The organism is Chelativorans intermedius, assembly GCF_025398255.1.
Taxonomy (GTDB): domain Bacteria; phylum Pseudomonadota; class Alphaproteobacteria; order Rhizobiales; family Rhizobiaceae; genus Chelativorans; species Chelativorans intermedius.
Genome location: NZ_JAODNW010000005.1, coordinates 58,627 through 74,737, shown reverse-complemented (window position 1 = coordinate 74,737; position 16,111 = coordinate 58,627). Strand labels below are relative to the sequence as shown.

Sequence of the window (16,111 nt, the reverse complement as noted above, 5' to 3'; positions counted from 1 at the left end):
GTCCTGCGACAGAGGATCCGATGGCCGCGCCGGCACAGCCGCAAGAGACCGACGAAGACAAGCCGCTGGACCCGGCGGCCGAGCGCGTGCGCCGCAAGCTCGTGCGTTTCATGGGCATCAACCTCGCCATCCTGTTCGCGGCGGTTATGGCGGTGGTTGTCGCCCTTGTCTACAAGTCGATGGCGCCGGCCGAGAATGGCGAGGCCCGCAGCCCCGCCGCACTTCCTGCCGAGGCGCTGTCCGGGGAAATCCTCCTGCCGGCGGGCGCGCGCATCCTCTCCCACGCCATCTCCGGCAACCGTCTGAGCCTGCATCTGCGGCTTGCCGCCGGCGGCGAGGCCATGCTCGTCTACGACATGGCCGAGGGCCGGCCTGTCGGCCGCTTCACCATCGTCCACGACGTGCCATGAACGCCGCACCCGCCCGCCGCATCGCGCTGACGACGCTGGTGGTGCGCGACTATGACGAGGCCATTGCCTGGTACCGCGACAAGCTGGGCTTCGCCCTTCTGGAGGACAAGCCTCTTGCCGAACGCGGCAAGCGCTGGGTGGTGATGGGGCCGCAGGAGGCGGGCGGCGCCTGCCTCCTGCTGGCGCGGGCAGACACGGCCGCAAGCCGTGCCGCCATCGGCCGCCAGGCGGGCGGCCGCGTCTTCCTCTTTCTCTATACCGACGACTTCTGGCGGGATTACCACGCCATGCGCGAGAACGGCGTCGCCTTCCGCGAGGCGCCGCGGGAGGAGGACTACGGCACCGTTGCGGTGTTCACCGATCTCTACGGCAATCCGTGGGACCTCCTGCAGCCGGCAGACAAGATTGTTTGAGCAAGTGCTCTCACCCCTGTTGCATTTGCCGGCAATCCCGATTATATCGCGCCCACGAAAGATGCTCCCATCGTCTAGCGGTCTAGGACGCCGCCCTCTCACGGCGGAAACAGGGGTTCGAGTCCCCTTGGGAGTGCCATTGTCTTGCACCGCTTCATTGCTTTATCGGTTCTCCACATCCAGTGCCGCATCTCGCCTGTTGGTTGTGGAAGCGGGGTTGTGTTTGTGCGTCTCCTCTGGCTAACATTGCACGTTCCCGATGTGCAGGAGGGGTCATGCCGCACAAGTTCAAAATCGTCAGCCGCAAGGACGACCAGTTTGGCGTCCAGTTTCTCTACAACTCCGAGATCATGGTCTGGTCGGAGAGCTACAAGGCCAAGTCGAGCGCCAAGAACTGCATCGATTCGATCAAGCGGAATGCACCCGGCGCACCGATTGTCGATCTGACCAAGGACGAGAGCGGATCGGGCTACCGGTTCGAGATCGCCGGCTCGAAGAACGGCGAGTTCTTCACCCGCTTTGTGGCCTCCAATGGCGAGACGATGGTGCGATCGGAGACCTATACCGACAAGCGCAACGCCATCAACTGCGCCGAAAGCATCGCCAAGAACGCCCCTGACGCCCCCGTCGAGGACGAATCCTAGGCGCCCATGCCGGCCTGCGTGGTGCCGCTTGCGCACCACGGCGCGTGAAGAGGCGCCCGCGGGCGCCTTTTCGATGTGTGCGTCCGGCCGCCCTGTCCCGCCCCTGTTAGGCCGCCGTTAAGCTTAGCCAATCGTTAAGGCTTGGCTGGCATAGTCCGCAGCCGGGGGTTTGCGAGAGGACTGTCTTTTGGGGGTGAAGGGCACAGACGCTTCGGCCGGGCACGGCCCCGATGGCGCGCACGTCCCAATGCACGGCGACAAGGCAAGGGCGCAGGCCGACCGTGCGGGCTTTTCCGGCCGGGAGATGGGCGAGCTGCTGCGGCTCGCGGCGGAATGGTTCTGGGAAACCGACGAGGAGCTGCGGCTCACTTGGCTTTCGGAGGGTTTCGAAGCGGCCACCGGCATGAAGCCGCAACATCTCATCGGGCGCACGCGCCTCGATGCGGCAAAGGCCGTGGCCAACAACAAGGAAGGCATCTGGGGGCCGGCGCCGCATCTGGCCGCGATCGCCGCACGCCAGCCCTTCAGCAATCTCGTCTTCGAGACGGCGGGGGCAGACGGGGAGCGGCGCTGGATCTGCGCCAGCGGCATGCCGTATTTCAGGGAGGACGGCAGTTTTGCCGGCTATCGCGGCTTCGGCCATGACGTCAGTCGCCTCTTTTCCGAGATGGGGACGTCGATTGCCGCCGTGGAGCAATGGAAGCTCGCCCAGGCCGTGCTCGACGGGCTTCCCAGCCCCATCTTCGTGAAGGATGCCAATCTCGACTTCGTGCTCGTCAACAGGGCCTTTGCCGGACTCTTCGGGGTCGAGCCGCGCGACATGATCGGCCGCAAGGGCGGCGATTTCGTCTCGCCCGAGGAGGCCGCCCTCTTTGAAGCCTCCGAGAGACAGGTTCTGGAGACGGGCGAGGACTACACGACCGAGGAGGACTTCGAGTTCAGGGGCATCGGCCGCAGCCGCATCGTGCGCAAGAACCGGGTGCACCTGCAGAACGGCCGCGACTACGTGGCCTGCACGATCTTCGACGTCTCCGACCTCAAGCGCCGCGAGCGCGATGCGCAGGAAGCGCGCGCCCGGCTGGCCGACGTTCTGGAGACGCTTCCTGCCGGCGTCGTCATCTACGACCGGGAAGACCGCTTCGTGCTGGCCAACAGGAAGATCCACGACGCCCTGCCTGCCCTGGTGCCGGCCATGCAGCCCGGCAGGCCGCTGCGCGAAGCGCTGGCGCTGGCGCACGAGGCCGGCTATTTCCGCGACAGCGGGGACCCGGCGCTCGACGGGCTCTACGACCGCGATCCCCAGGCCTGGATCGACGCCTATGCCGCCCGCTACCGGGAAAGGCACCGCATCAGCGAGCGGCGCAACCCGGACGGCCGCTGGTTCAAGGTTTTCGACACGCGCACCGACGACGGCACCTTCATCGGCGTTCGGGTGGACATTACCGAGCTGAAGGAAAGGGAGCACGCGCTGCAGGAGAGCATGCGCGAGAACGAGGTCTTCCGCAACCTCATCGACAACGTTCCCGTCGCCATCTACGCCAAGCGGCCGGACCTCAGGCTGATGTATGTCAACAAGGGGTGGTCGGACCTGGTGGGCGTGTCGCGCGAGGAGGCGATCGGCAAGACCGATATGGAACTTTTCGGCGAGCAGGGCGAAGCCTTCACGGAAGGGGACCTCGCCGTGCTGCGCTCCGGCCAGTGCCAGGAGGTGGAGGAGACCTTCACCCTCCCGGATGGCAGCGTGCGCCACCAGGTTGCCCGCAAGAACGCGCTGGTCGCCTCCGACGGCTCGCTCTATCTGATCGGCTCGACGAGCGACATCACGGAGCTGAAGCGCCGCGAGGAGGAGCTGCGCATCGCTCAGGAAAAGGCGGTCGCTGCCGACCGGGCCAAGTCGGAATTTCTCGCCAACATGAGCCACGAGATCCGCACTCCGATGAACGGCGTGCTGGGCATGGCGGAGCTTCTGGCCAAGACGGAGCTGACGGAGAAGCAGAGAACCTTCATTGACATCATCGTCAAGTCGGGCAATGCGCTTCTGACGATCATCAACGACATCCTGGACTTCTCCAAGATCGACGCCGGCCGCCTGGTGCTCGACCCGCAGCCCTTCAAGCTGGCCGAGGCGGTGGAGGACGTTGCCACGCTCGTCAGCCCGCGCGCCAGGGAGAAGGACCTGGAGATGATCGTGCGCATCGATCCCTCGCTGCCCGAGACCTTCATCGGAGACGCCGGACGCATCCGCCAGATCGTCACCAATCTTCTGGGCAACGCCGTCAAGTTCACCGACCATGGCTATGTGATGGTGGACGTGACGGGCGAGACCGCAGAAGGACGCACGCGGCTGAAGGTCGAGGTGAGCGACAGCGGCATCGGCATTCCGCAGGACAAGCTGGAGCTCATCTTCGACAAGTTCAGCCAGGCCGACACCTCCTCCACCCGCCGCCACGAGGGCACGGGGCTGGGCCTTGCCATCACCTCGCGGCTGGTGGCGATGATGGGCGGCGAGATCGGCGTCGAAAGCACGGAGGGCGAAGGTTCCACCTTCTGGTTCACCCTGACGCTGCCCAATGCCGAGGAGGACGCGCACATCAAGGTCGCCCCGCGCGACGTGACGGGCGCCCGCGTGCTGGTGGTCGACGACAACGCCATCAACCGCACCATCCTGACCGAGCAGATGGCCCATTGGGGCTTTGACGCCTGTGCGGCCGAAAGCGGCGAGGAGGGGCTGAGGGTGCTGGAGGAGGCCGCGCGACTGGGCATCCAGGTGGACTGCGCGGTGGTGGACTACCAGATGCCGGGCATGACCGGCCTGGACATGGCGCGCGCCATCCGCGCCAACCCGGCCATCGCCGGCACGCCGCTCGTCTTCCTGAGCTCCGTGGACCAGTCGGTGCCCACCGCCAGCGCCCGCGCGCTGGCCATCGAGGCCCAGCTCGTCAAGCCGGCGCGCGCCGCCTGTCTTCTGGAAACGATCGTCCACACGATCCAGAAACACCGCTCCGGCGCCGCCGTCAGCGCACCGCAAGCCGAAGCGGAAGCGGAAGCAGAAGCAGAAGAGCCGGACATGGGCGAGAGCAGCGAGGCTGTGCTGGCCCCGCAGCCGGCCGCGGACGACGACGCGACCCATGGCATCGACGTGCTGGTGGCCGAGGACAACGAGGTCAACCAGCTCGTCTTCAGCCAGATCCTGGACGAGAGCGGCTATTGCTACAGGATCGTCAACAACGGCCGCCTCGCCGTCGAGGCGTACCGCAAGCTCAATCCGCGGCTGGTGCTGATGGATGTTTCCATGCCCGAGATGAACGGGCTGGAGGCGACCGGCGCGATCCGCCGCTTGGAGGAGGAAGGCCGACCGCGCGTTCCCATTGTCGGCGTGACCGCCCACGCGCAGAAGGGCGACCGGGAGCGCTGTCTGGAGGCCGGCATGGACGACTACCTTTCGAAGCCGATCAGCCCCCGGACCCTGCTCGAGAAGATCGGGCGCTGGGCGGGGCGCGGAAAGAAGGCGCAGCCGGCGACGGCATGAGCGCGCCCGGCGCGGAGCAGCCCGCAAAACCACTGGAAAACTTAATCTCCATGACACGAAACTGTCATCCAACTGTTACATAGGGCCGTTATTGCCACTCCCGTCGCCCTCTTGGCGGCACATCGAATTCCGAACAGGGAGTAGCCCTTATGAAAAAGATCCTTCTTTCGGCATCTGCCACGGCGCTCGCCGTTGCGGCCTCCGCGGGTGTTGCCGCCGCGCGCGATCAGATCCGCATCGTCGGCTCGTCCACCGTGTTCCCCTACACCCAGGCGGTGGCGGAAGAATTCGGCAACGCGACGGACTTCCCCGCGCCGGTGACCGAGTCCACCGGCACCGGCGGCGGCATGCAGATCTTCTGCGGCGGCGTGGGCGTCGACTATCCCGACATCACCGGTGCCTCCCGCGCCATGAAGGAGAGCGAATACAAGCTCTGCCTGGAGAACGGCGTCGACAGCGTCACCGAGGTGCAGATCGGCTCTGACGGCCTGTCCATCGCCCATTCCGTCGAGGGGCCGGAGATAGACCTGACCAAGGCGCAGATCTTCCAGGCGCTGGCCGCGGAAGTCGAAGTGGATGGCAAGATCGTGGCCAACCCCTACACGCGCTGGAACCAGATCGACCCCTCGCTGCCCGATAGCGAGATCACCGTGTTCGGCCCGCCCCCGACCTCCGGCACGCGCGATGCCTTCGTCGAGCTGGTGATGGAGGAAGGCTGCGAACAGTTCCCCGCCATCGAGGCGCTCGAGGGCGACCGCAAGGACGAGGTCTGCAAGCGCATGCGCACCGACGGCCCCTTCGTCGAGGCCGGCGAGAACGACAACCTGATCGTGCAGCGCCTGCAGGCTGACCACAACGCCCTCGGCATCTTCGGCTACTCCTTCCTCTACGAGAACCAGGACACGCTGAAGGCGGTGGCGGTCGAAGGCGTGAAGCCGACGCCCGAGACCATTGCCGACGAGAGCTACACGGTCTCCCGTCCGCTCTTCTTCTACGTCAAGAACGCCCATCGCGGCGTCATCCCGGGCCTTCAGGAGTTTGTCGAGGAGTATGTCTCCGAGGAGGCGATGGGCCCCGGCGGCTATCTCGAGGAGCGCGGCCTCATCCCGCTCTCCGACGAGCGTCGCGAGGAGGTCCGCAACGCGGCCATCGAAGGCAAGAACCTGACCCGCTACACGCAGTAACGCACACAATGGCCGGGCCGCGCGGAACACCGCGCGGCCCGCACGCATGAAACCCAACGCAGCCGAAAACGGATGTAGGCAGCCGTGACCGGATACCTGTTCCTCGCAATCCTGGCCCTGTCGCTCATCGCCTTCTATGTCGGGCGCTCGACGGCGGGCCGGTTCGTCGCCGCGCATGGGGCGGAGGTCCACTCGCGTCCGATCTATCACGGAGCCTTCGCCGCGGTTTGGGTCGGCCTGCCTGCCCTCGTGCTCGTCGTGTTCTGGCTGCTGTTCCAGGACGGTGTGATCGACCGGCTGCTCATCGCCTCGCTGCCGGAAAGCATGAAGCAGGGCGCCTCGCCGTCCCAGCTTTCCCTCTATCTCAGCGAGATCAAGAACGTCGCCTCCGGGCGCATCTTCACCGAACCCTCACCAGAGATCAGCGCCGCCGCCGAACGCTATCAGCGCTGGCAGGCAATCGCGCAGTGGGCGATGGTGGTGGTGGCGCTGTCGGTTTCCGCGCTGGCGCTCTACATGGCCCGCACGCGTATGGCGCCGCAGTTTCGCGCCCGCCAGAACTTCGAGCGCGCCCTCGACATCGTGATGATCCTGTCGGCGGCTGTGGCGATCATCGTCACCCTCGGCATCATCGTGTCGCTCACCTACGAGGCGATCCAGTTCTTCCGCCTGGTGCCGCCCCACGAATTCTTCTTCGGGCTCAACTGGGAGCCGCAGATCCCCATCCGCGAGGACCAGGTAGCCGGCACGGGAGCCTTCGGCGCCGTGCCCGTCTTCACCGGCACGCTGCTGATCGCCGCGATCGCCCTCCTCGTCGCCATCCCCGTCGGGCTGTTCTCCGCCATCTATCTCGTCGAGTTCGCCGACGAGCGCGTCCGCGGCATCATCAAGCCCGTTCTGGAGATCCTGGCCGGCGTGCCGACCGTGGTTTACGGCTTCTTCGCCGTACTCACCGTGGCGCCGGCCATCCGGCAGGCGGGCGGCATGATGGGCATCGCCATCTCGCCCAATTCCGCGCTGGCTGCCGGCGGCGTGATGGGCATCATGATCATTCCCTTCATCTCCTCGCTGTCGGATGACGCGCTGCGCGCCGTGCCCCAGTCGATGCGCGACGGCTCCTTCGCCATGGGGGCCACGAAGGCGGAAACCGTGACGAGGGTTCTGCTGCCGGCCGCCCTGCCCGGCATCGTCGGCGGCATCCTCCTGGCCGCCAGCCGCGCCATCGGCGAGACGATGATCGTCGTCATGGCCGCCGGTCTGACCGCGACGCTGACGGCCAACCCGCTGGAGGGCGTGACCACGGTGACGGTGCAGATCGTCACGCTGCTCATCGGCGACACGGCCTTCGACAATCCCAAGACGCTTTCGGCCTTCGCACTGGGGCTCGTCCTGTTCGTCGTCACGCTGTGCCTGAACGTGCTGGCGCTGCGCATCGTGCGCCGCTACCGCGAGAAATACGAGTAGACCCATGTCCGAGACGACCGCCACCGCCCCCAAGCCCTTCGACTGGTCCTCGCCGGAGGCGATGGCCAAGCGCAAGCGGCGCTATGCCGCCGACCGCCGCCTGCGCCTCTACGGGCTCGTTTCCATCCTCGTCGCGATCGGCTTGCTCGGCATCCTCATCGCTTCGCTGGTCGTGACGGGCTACAGCGCCTTCGTGCAGACGAAGATTGCCGTCGAGTTCACCGCCGATCCCGAGAATGTGCCGGCGGAAGATCCCGGCGCCGGTAACTTCCGTGCCGTGGTTTCCAACGCCGTCCAGGCGCTCTTCCCCGAGATCGAGAACCGGCGCGAGCTGCGCACGGCCTCGAAGATCCTGTCGAACGGCGCCACCACCATTGTGCGCAACCATGTGATTGCCAATCCCGGGCTCGTGGGACAGACCTTCACGCTCGAAGTCCCTGCCTCTGACCCCTTCGACCAGCTCAACAAGGGCGTGATCGACCGCAACCTGCCCGAGGACCGCCGCCGCGTCTCCGACGCCGAGATCGAGCTTTTCGAATCGCTGGAGGCCCGCGGTCTGGTCTCGACACCGTTCAATTGGGGGCTGTTCTTCAACGCCGACAGCCGCTTCCCGGAGCTTGCGGGCCTGGCCGGCGCCGTGGTGGGCTCCTTCTATGCGCTTCTTGTCTGCTTCCTCATCTCCTTCCCCGTCGGCATCGCCGCGGCGATCTATCTGGAGGAGTTCGCGCCCAAGAACCGCTGGACCGACCTCGTGGAGGTGAACATCAACAATCTGGCGGCGGTTCCGTCGATCGTCTTCGGCCTGCTGGGCCTGGCCGTCTTCATACAGGTGTTCGGCCTGCCCCGCTCGGCGCCGCTGGTGGGCGGCATGGTGCTTTCGCTGATGACGCTGCCCACCATGATCATCGTCACCCGCGCCGCCCTGAAGTCGATCCCGCCGTCCATCCGCGAGGCGGCACTCGGCATCGGCGCCTCCAAGCATGAAGTCATTCTGCACCACGTCCTGCCGCTGGCGCTGCCGGGCATCCTGACCGGAACCATCATCGGCCTGGCACAGGCGCTGGGCGAGACGGCGCCGCTTCTGCTGATCGGCATGAACGCTTTCTTGACCTCGCCTCCCGGTGGTATCATGGACCCGGCCACGGCCCTGCCGACTCAGATCTTCATTTGGGCGGACAGCCCGGAACGCGGCTTTGCCTCGCGCACATCGGCGGCAATTCTGGTTCTTCTGGGCTTCCTGATTTTCATGAACGCGGTGGCCATCTACCTCCGGCAACGGTTTGAACGTCGCTGGTGAACGGAGCTTGAGGGATATGAACATGCTGACAGATGCAGCCGTCGAGGCGGTGCTTACAGAAGCGCCGAAGGAAACCTTGAAGATGCGGGGCAGCGGGGTGAACGTCTTCTACGGCGAGAAGCAGGCGCTGTTCGACGTCAATCTCGACATCCGGGAAAACCAGGTGACGGCGCTGATCGGCCCTTCGGGCTGCGGCAAGTCCACCTTCCTGCGCTGCCTCAACCGGATGAACGACACGATCGACATCTGCCGCGTGAACGGCGAGATCACGCTCGACGGGGAGGACATCTACGATCCCCGGATCGACGTGGTGGAGCTGCGCGCGCGCGTGGGCATGGTGTTCCAGAAGCCCAACCCCTTTCCGAAGTCGATCTATGAAAACGTCGCCTACGGGCCGCGCATCCACGGCCTGGCCTCCACCAAGAGCGAGTTCGACGCCATCGTGGAGACCAGCCTGCAGAAGGCCGGCCTCTTCAACGAGGTAAAGGATCGCCTGCACGAGCCGGGCACCGGCCTTTCCGGCGGCCAGCAGCAGCGCCTGTGCATCGCCCGCGCCATCGCCGTCTCGCCCGAGGTCATCCTCATGGACGAGCCGTGCTCGGCGCTCGATCCCATCGCCACCGCCAAGGTGGAAGAGCTGATCGACGAGCTGCGCGAGAACTACACGATCGTCATCGTCACCCACTCGATGCAGCAGGCCGCCCGCGTCTCGCAGCGCACGGCCATGTTTCACCTGGGCCATCTCGTGGAGGAAGGGCCGACGGACAAGATCTTCACCAACCCGGACGACAAGCGCACCCAGGACTACATCACCGGGCGGTTCGGCTGATCGGCCCTCCGTGCCGGCGCATCACAAGGAGCAGATTCCATGGCCGAGCACATCGTCGCCTCCTTTGACGAGGAACTCGAGCATATCGACCGGCTGCTGCGGGACATGGGCGAGCTGGCGGGGTCCATGACCCAGGCCGCCACCCGCGCGCTGCTGGCCTCCGACACGGCCCTGGCGCAGCGTGTCATCTCCGACGACACCATCATGGATGCCAAGCAGGGCGAGCTCGACGAGCGGGCCATCACCCTGATCGCCAAGCGCCAGCCCATGGCGCAGGATCTGCGCACCGTGGTGGGCGCCATCCGCATGGCTTCGGACCTGGAGCGCATCGGCGATCTGGCCAAGAACATCGCTAAGCGGGTGGGCGCCGTCGGCCAGAGTGCAGCGCCGCGGCGCCTGTCGCACTCGATCGACACCATGGCGTCCATGGTGCTCCATCAGGTCAGGGCGGTGATCGAACACTATGTGGCGCGCGACGCCCAGGCCATGGTCTCCCTGCGCGACGAGGACGAGAAGATCGACATCCACTACACCTCCGTCTTCCGCGAGCTTCTGACCTACATGATGGAGGATCCGCGCAACATCACCGCCTGCACGCATCTGCTGTTCTGCGCCAAGAATCTGGAGCGGGTGGGCGACCATGTGACCAACATCGCCGAGAATGCCTATTACATCCTGACCGGCGAGCAGCTTCCCGTGCAGCGTCCGAAGCTGGACGAGACCCAGATGACGGCCGAATCATAACGCTTGCGGAGGGTGTGCGCATGATCGCTCCGAAAATCATGGTGGTGGAAGACGACGAGCCGCTGTGCGTGCTGCTGCGCTACAATCTGGAGGCCGAGGGCTATCAGGTCGAGGTGATCACGCGCGGCGACGAGGCGGAGATCCGGTTGCAGGAAAGCGTGCCGGACCTCCTCGTGCTCGACTGGATGGTGCCGGCGGTCTCCGGCATCGAGCTGTGCCGCAGGCTTAGGATGCGGGCGGAGACGGAGCGCCTGCCCATCATCATGCTGACGGCGCGCGGCGAGGAGGGCGACCGTGTGCGCGGGCTCTCCACCGGCGCCGACGACTATCTGGTCAAGCCGTTCTCCACGCCGGAGTTCATCGCCCGCGTGAGGGCGCTCCTGCGCCGTGCCAAGCCGGAGGTCCTGTCCACCGTGCTCAAGGTGGGCGACATCGTGCTCGACCGGGAGTCGCACCGCGTCTACCGGCGCAAGAACGAGATCCGGCTGGGCCCTACCGAGTTCCGCCTGCTCGAATTCATGATGCAGCATCCCGGCCGCGTCTTCACCCGCGCCCAGCTTCTCGACAATGTGTGGGGAGAGACGATCTATATCGACGAGCGCACGGTGGACGTGCATGTCGGGCGGCTGCGCAAGGCCGTCAACCAGGGCCGTCTGCCCGATGTCATCCGCACCATCCGCGGCGCGGGCTACGCCATCCGCGAGGCATAGGAAGACTCAGGGTCGAGGTCAAAGGAAAAGCAGAGGCCCGCGGCACGTGCCGCGGGCCCTTTCTTGTGTGGGTTGGGCCGGCCTTCAGAAGTCCATGCCGGCGCCGGCCGGCGCCTGATTGCTTTCCTTCTTCGGGCGCTCGGCCACCATGGCCTCGGTGGTGATCAGGAGCCCGGCCACGGAGGCGGCATCCTGCAGCGCGGTGCGCACCACCTTCAGCGGGTCGACGATGCCCATGGCGAAGAGATCGCCATACTCGCCGGTCTGCGCGTTCCAGCCATAGCCGAAGTCGGACTTCTCGCGCAGGCGGCCGACGATGATGGAGCCTTCCTCGCCCGCATTGGCGGCAATCTGGCGCACCGGCGCCTCGATGGCGCGGCGCACGATGTTCACGCCCACCTTCTGGTCGCTGTTGTCCACCTCGACATTGTCCAGCGCCTTGACGGCCCGCAGAAGCGCCACGCCGCCGCCCGGCAACAGGCCCTCCTCGACCGCCGCGCGCGTGGCGTGCAAGGCGTCGTCCACGCGGTCCTTGCGCTCCTTCACCTCGACCTCGGTCGAGCCGCCGACGCGGATCACCGCGACGCCGCCGGCCAGCTTCGCCAGCCGCTCCTGCAGCTTCTCGCGGTCATAGTCGGAGGTGGTCTCCTCGATCTGCGCCTTGATCTGGGCGACGCGGCCCTGGATTTCCTCCTTGGAACCGGCGCCATCCACGATCGTGGTGTTTTCCTTCTCCACCACCACCTTCTTGGCGCGGCCCAGCATGTCGAGCGTGACGTTCTCGAGCTTGATGCCGAGATCCTCGGAGATGGCGGTGCCGCCGGTCAGGATGGCGATGTCCTGCAACATGGCCTTGCGGCGGTCGCCAAAGCCCGGCGCCTTGACGGCGGCAACCTTCAGACCGCCGCGCAGCTTGTTGACCACCAGGGTCGCCAGCGCCTCGCCTTCCACGTCCTCGGCGATGATGAGCAGCGGCTTGGAGGACTGCACCACGCTCTCCAGAACCGGCAGCAGCGCCTGCAGGTTGGACAGCTTCTTCTCGTGGATCAGGATGTAGGGCTCGTCGAGCTCGACGCGCATCTTCTCCTGATCGGTGATGAAGTAGGGGGAGAGATAGCCGCGGTCGAACTGCATGCCCTCGACCACCTCGAGCTCGGTCTCGGCGGTCTTGGCCTCCTCGACGGTGATCACGCCGTCATTGCCCACCTTCTCCATGGCCTGTGCAAGGAAGCGACCGATCTCCTTGTCGCCATTGGCGGAAATGGTGCCGACCTGGGCGATCTCGTCATTGCGGGTGACCTTGCGCGCATTCTTGCGCAGCTCTTCCACCACCGCATCGACGGCCTTGTCGATGCCGCGCTTCAGGTCCATCGGGTTCATGCCGGCGGCAACCGCCTTGGCGCCTTCCTGCACGATGGCCTGGGCCAGAACGGTGGCCGTGGTCGTGCCGTCGCCGGCAAGGTCGTTGGTCTTCGAGGCCACCTCGCGCACCATCTGCGCGCCCATGTTCTCGAACTTGTCCTCAAGCTCGATCTCCTTGGCGACGGTCACGCCGTCCTTGGTGATGCGCGGCGCGCCGAACGACTTGTCGAGCACGACATTGCGGCCCTTGGGCCCGAGCGTGACCTTCACCGCATTGGCGAGAATATCGACGCCCCTGAGCATGCGCTCGCGCGCGTCGGAATGGAATTTTACATCCTTGGCAGCCATATCAACACTCCTCGACAGATGTCACCGATCTCAGGCCCCCTCAGGCAGCCTTGCGCGCCGAGGCCTCTTCCTCGACGATGCCCAGCACGTCGCTTTCCTTCATGATGAGAAGGTCCTCGCCCTCCAGGCGAATCTCCGTGCCGGACCACTTGCCGAAGAGAATGCGGTCGCCGACCTTGACCTCCAGCGGCACGATCTCGCCGTTCTCGGCGCGCGCGCCGGGACCCACGGCCAGAACCTCGCCCTGCTGCGGCTTCTCTTTCGCGGTGTCGGGAATGATGACCCCGCCTGCCGTTTTCTCCTCCGCCTCGATGCGGCGGACAAGCAGGCGGTCATGCAAAGGACGGAACTTCATGTCTTCCTCCTAAAAGACGGCGATTGAAGCACCTTCCACGCCGGCCTTTGCGGCATCCGGCGTGGTACGCGGCCCGTTGCGGCGCCGCGCGCCCAAGATTTGGTCGCGCCATCGGCGCCGTTCAAGAGGTGGAGAGCAAAAATTTAGCACTCTCTTGCAGGGAGTGCTAACGCGCCGGCCAAAGGCGGTTTCCGGCCGCCTGCCGGGGCTGCCGGGGACCGCAGGAGGCGCGGCGCACCATGGATCCCGTGTTGCACCGGATCTGCTACTGAATGTCCAGCAGGCGCTCCAGATAGCGCCGTTCCAAATCCGGGCTCAGCGCATCGCCCAGCCGGCGGCGGATGGCGTCGAGGATCTCGCGCGCGCGCTGCCTGTCGATCTCGTCCGGCACATCGACGGTATCGCCGAAGTCCGGCCCCGTGGTCGCGCGCGGGCGGCCCAGCGGGTCGCGCCCGGCCTGGTCCTGGCGTCCGCCCTCCTGGCCGGGCCCCTGCTGGCCACGCATGGCCTGCTGCATCTGGTTCATCATGTCCTGCGCGCCCCGCCTGAGCGCCTCCAGCGCCCGACCCTGCTCGCCCACGGCGCGCTCGCCCCGGCCCTGGCCCAGCGATTGCTCGGCCTCGCCCATGGCCTCGCCGGCCTCACCGAACCCCTCGCCGGGGCGGATGCCCAGCCCTTCCAGCGCCTCCATCAGCGCCTGCAGGTCGTCTCTCAGGCCGCCCTGCCCCTGCTGCAGGCCGCGCAGCGCCTCGGCGAGTTCGCCGGGCGACATGCCGCCCTGCCCCTGGCCTTCCTCGCCCTGCTGGCCCGGCTGTCGGCCTTCCTGGCCCGGCTGGCCGCGGCGGAACTGGTCGAGGCGAAACGTCTCGTTCATCAGCTCCTGCTGGCGGCGCATGATCTCGCCCAGCCGATCCATCTGCTGGCGCATCTCGGACTGCTGGCCACCGCCCTGGCCGGGCTGCGGCCGCATGGCCTGCAGGTTGTTCATCATGGTCTCGAGCTGCGAGAGCAGGTCGCGCGCCTGGTCACGGGCGCCGGACTTGGCCAGATCCTCGATCTCGTCGAGCATACGCTCCAGATCGCTGCGTCGCATCGGCTCGCCGCCCTGGCTCTCGGCGAAATCGCGGTTTCGCAGCGCCCGCTCGGCAAACTCGCGCAGGTAGTCCTGCATCGCCGCGCGCAGCTCGTCCATCAGCCGCTCGATCTCCTCGTCGCTGGCGCCGTTTTCCAGCGCCTGCCGAAGCGCTTCCTGCGCCTGGCGCAGCCGCCGCTCGGCAGCCGTCAGGTCGCCATCCTCGATGATGAGCGCGATCTCCCACAGGTCCTCGACCACGCCGCGCAGCGCCTCGTCGTCACCGGCCGTGCCGAGACGCGAACGCACCGCGGAGATGAGCAGGAAATGGGAAGGCTCGTCGAAGGTCTCCTCCGGCCACAGCAGAAGCGCATCCATCAGCGCCTGCACGCGCCGCTGCCGGCCGGCGTCGAGCGCCAGCATGCGCCGCTGTTCGATCAGCGCCCTGGCAAGCGGATTGGTGAAGGGGCGCTGCGGCAGCAGAAACGTCTTGGTCTCGCTTTCGCCTGTCTGACCGGCCGCATCGGTGGCCGACAGGGTGAGCGTGACCGTCTCTCCCGCCCAGGGGTGTCGAGTCAGGTCGCGCGCCGTCCTGGCAGCCCCATCCTGACTGCCGCGGCGCGGCAGGGAAAGCGGCAGCTCCGGCGCCTCGAAGAGGGGGCGCGCCTCCCGCGCCGGCGTGGCAAGGGCAAGGTGCCCCTCGGCCTTCACCGCGCCATAGTCGTCCTCGATCTCGTAGGCAAGCTCCAGCGCCCCGTTCACGGCGCGCCCGGGCTCGCCGGCGAAGCGAATGCGGGGCGGCGTGTCGGGCACGACGGAGAACTGCCAGCGCGCCATCTCCAGGCCGCCATCGGAAAGGCTGACCGTGCCGGCGCCCGAAAGCATCTGCGAGAAGCTGAGGGCGGCACCGGCCGCCTGCGCGGGCCCCTCGGGCGCGATGGCATGTGCGCCGCCGCCCGCATCGATGAAGGACAACGTCTCCTCGCCCGAGCCGCCACTCACCCGCACCGCCATGATGCTGTTCTGCGGCACGGTGAAGGCCTGTCGCTCGCGATTGGCGTCTGCGGTCAGAAAGATCGGTGCCCGACCCGTATAGGCAGGCGGCGTGACCCAGGCATCGATGCGTGCCGGTGCTGCCGGCGTCGCCGCCGGTGGCTGGAAGGCATCGGCGATGCGCCCGCCATAGGGGCCCGTGGAATAGGCGAGCGCCGTGACGAACAAGAGCGCCGCCAGGGCGCGCAGTCCCCAGGGATCGCGGCGGGGAACCGAGGTCTGCGGCAGGTCGCCATGCAGGTGGCCCAGCCGCTCTGCCATGCGCTTCTGGTGTTCGCGCCACAGCGCGGCGGAAAAGGCATCCTCGGCGCCGGCCAGCCGGTCCGACTGCGCAGAGACGGGCGCGTGTTCGAGCTGGTTCGCCCGCTCGATGCGCCGGTCGATCTCGCCTGCCGACGGCGCGCGAAACAGCCGGAGCGGCCATACTGCGGCGAGCCCGCAAATCCCGAAAAGCGCCAGCAGGGCAAGACGGCCCCAATCGGGCAGCAGGCGGAAGACGCCGAACCAGGCAAGGCTCAGGAACAGGCTTGCCACCACCACCAGCGGCAGGGCAAGCGGCCACAGGCGCTCGACCAGCATGGCGCCGCGAACGACGGTACGCGTGCGTCCGAGCCTGGCGATCAGCCCCGCCCGCGCATGATCCGCTTGTGATTGCTCGGCCATACCAGATCCATCCCGCCGGACGACCGCCCGATGC

General features: G+C 66.8%; 13 protein-coding genes and 1 tRNA gene. 11 read left to right on the top strand and 3 right to left on the bottom strand.

Going from position 1 to position 16,111, the window contains the following annotated elements:
* Positions 1-20: 20 nt before the first annotated feature.
* The 11 genes from NYR58_RS06115 (at position 21) to phoB (ending at position 11,224) form a co-directional block, all read left to right on the top strand.
* Positions 21-410, top strand: a complete 390-nt coding sequence (locus NYR58_RS06115) for a fimbrial protein (RefSeq protein WP_261519601.1) — start codon at positions 21-23, stop codon at positions 408-410.
* Complete coding sequence (locus NYR58_RS06110; RefSeq protein WP_261519600.1) at positions 407-823, top strand: VOC family protein; 417 nt, start codon at positions 407-409, stop codon at positions 821-823. The genes NYR58_RS06115 and NYR58_RS06110 overlap by 4 nt, the downstream gene beginning before the upstream one ends.
* Positions 824-886: 63 nt before the next feature.
* Positions 887-962: transfer RNA gene (locus NYR58_RS06105), tRNA-Glu, on the top strand.
* A 136-nt stretch (positions 963-1,098) separates the two neighbouring features.
* Positions 1,099-1,467, top strand: a complete 369-nt coding sequence (locus NYR58_RS20570; RefSeq protein WP_261519599.1) for a YegP family protein — start codon at positions 1,099-1,101, stop codon at positions 1,465-1,467.
* Positions 1,468-1,714: 247 nt separating this feature from the next.
* Positions 1,715-4,996, top strand: coding sequence for a PAS domain-containing hybrid sensor histidine kinase/response regulator (locus tag NYR58_RS06095; protein WP_261519598.1), 3,282 nt, complete (start codon positions 1,715-1,717; stop codon positions 4,994-4,996).
* 149 nt (positions 4,997-5,145) lie between these two features.
* The gene (locus NYR58_RS06090; protein ID WP_261519597.1) at positions 5,146-6,180 is read left to right on the top strand and encodes a PstS family phosphate ABC transporter substrate-binding protein; all 1,035 of its coding nucleotides are present in this window, start codon (positions 5,146-5,148) and stop codon (positions 6,178-6,180) included.
* Between the two features lie 84 nt (positions 6,181-6,264).
* Positions 6,265-7,644, top strand: coding sequence for a phosphate ABC transporter permease subunit PstC (gene pstC, locus NYR58_RS06085; RefSeq protein WP_261519596.1), 1,380 nt, complete (start codon positions 6,265-6,267; stop codon positions 7,642-7,644).
* 4 nt (positions 7,645-7,648) lie between these two features.
* Positions 7,649-8,941 carry a phosphate ABC transporter permease PstA gene (gene pstA, locus NYR58_RS06080; protein ID WP_261519595.1) on the top strand — a complete coding sequence of 431 codons (1,293 nt, stop codon included), beginning with the start codon at positions 7,649-7,651 and terminating at the stop codon, positions 8,939-8,941.
* A gap of 16 nt (positions 8,942-8,957) precedes the next feature.
* The gene (gene pstB / locus NYR58_RS06075) at positions 8,958-9,770 is read left to right on the top strand and encodes a phosphate ABC transporter ATP-binding protein PstB (RefSeq protein ID WP_261519594.1); all 813 of its coding nucleotides are present in this window, start codon (positions 8,958-8,960) and stop codon (positions 9,768-9,770) included.
* Positions 9,771-9,809: 39 nt separating this feature from the next.
* Positions 9,810-10,514, top strand: a complete 705-nt coding sequence (gene phoU / locus NYR58_RS06070; protein ID WP_261519593.1) for a phosphate signaling complex protein PhoU — start codon at positions 9,810-9,812, stop codon at positions 10,512-10,514.
* A gap of 20 nt (positions 10,515-10,534) precedes the next feature.
* The gene (gene phoB, locus NYR58_RS06065) at positions 10,535-11,224 is read left to right on the top strand and encodes a phosphate regulon transcriptional regulator PhoB (protein ID WP_378074696.1); all 690 of its coding nucleotides are present in this window, start codon (positions 10,535-10,537) and stop codon (positions 11,222-11,224) included.
* 84 nt (positions 11,225-11,308) lie between these two features.
* Here phoB and groL read toward each other — a convergent pair whose 3' ends face one another.
* From groL to NYR58_RS06050, 3 genes are all read right to left on the bottom strand, one after another.
* Positions 11,309-12,934, bottom strand: coding sequence for a chaperonin GroEL (groL, locus tag NYR58_RS06060; protein ID WP_261519592.1), 1,626 nt, complete (start codon positions 12,932-12,934; stop codon positions 11,309-11,311).
* Positions 12,935-12,974: 40 nt separating this feature from the next.
* Positions 12,975-13,289 (bottom strand): co-chaperone GroES, encoded by a 315-nt coding sequence (gene groES, locus NYR58_RS06055; protein ID WP_261519591.1) that lies wholly within the window; start codon positions 13,287-13,289, stop codon positions 12,975-12,977.
* Positions 13,290-13,554: 265 nt separating this feature from the next.
* On the bottom strand, positions 13,555-16,077 hold the full coding sequence (locus tag NYR58_RS06050; protein WP_261519590.1) for a TIGR02302 family protein: 2,523 nt from the start codon (positions 16,075-16,077) through the stop codon (positions 13,555-13,557).
* Positions 16,078-16,111 lie beyond the last annotated feature (34 nt).

What these genes read in the sequence shown, in the direction of transcription:
- NYR58_RS06115 (WP_261519601.1), top strand. Translation starts at nt 21, where the DNA reads ATGGCCGCGCCGGCACAGCCGCAAGAGACCGACGAAGACAAGCCGCTG.
- NYR58_RS06110 (WP_261519600.1), top strand. Translation starts at nt 407, where the DNA reads ATGAACGCCGCACCCGCCCGCCGCATCGCGCTGACGACGCTGGTGGTG.
- groES (WP_261519591.1), bottom strand. Translation starts at nt 13,289, where the DNA reads ATGAAGTTCCGTCCTTTGCATGACCGCCTGCTTGTCCGCCGCATCGAG.
- pstB (WP_261519594.1), top strand. Translation starts at nt 8,958, where the DNA reads ATGAACATGCTGACAGATGCAGCCGTCGAGGCGGTGCTTACAGAAGCG.
- NYR58_RS06095 (WP_261519598.1), top strand. Translation starts at nt 1,715, where the DNA reads ATGCACGGCGACAAGGCAAGGGCGCAGGCCGACCGTGCGGGCTTTTCC.
- groL (WP_261519592.1), bottom strand. Translation starts at nt 12,934, where the DNA reads ATGGCTGCCAAGGATGTAAAATTCCATTCCGACGCGCGCGAGCGCATG.
- NYR58_RS20570 (WP_261519599.1), top strand. Translation starts at nt 1,099, where the DNA reads ATGCCGCACAAGTTCAAAATCGTCAGCCGCAAGGACGACCAGTTTGGC.
- NYR58_RS06090 (WP_261519597.1), top strand. Translation starts at nt 5,146, where the DNA reads ATGAAAAAGATCCTTCTTTCGGCATCTGCCACGGCGCTCGCCGTTGCG.
- pstA (WP_261519595.1), top strand. Translation starts at nt 7,649, where the DNA reads ATGTCCGAGACGACCGCCACCGCCCCCAAGCCCTTCGACTGGTCCTCG.
- NYR58_RS06050 (WP_261519590.1), bottom strand. Translation starts at nt 16,077, where the DNA reads ATGGCCGAGCAATCACAAGCGGATCATGCGCGGGCGGGGCTGATCGCC.
- phoU (WP_261519593.1), top strand. Translation starts at nt 9,810, where the DNA reads ATGGCCGAGCACATCGTCGCCTCCTTTGACGAGGAACTCGAGCATATC.
- phoB (WP_378074696.1), top strand. Translation starts at nt 10,535, where the DNA reads ATGATCGCTCCGAAAATCATGGTGGTGGAAGACGACGAGCCGCTGTGC.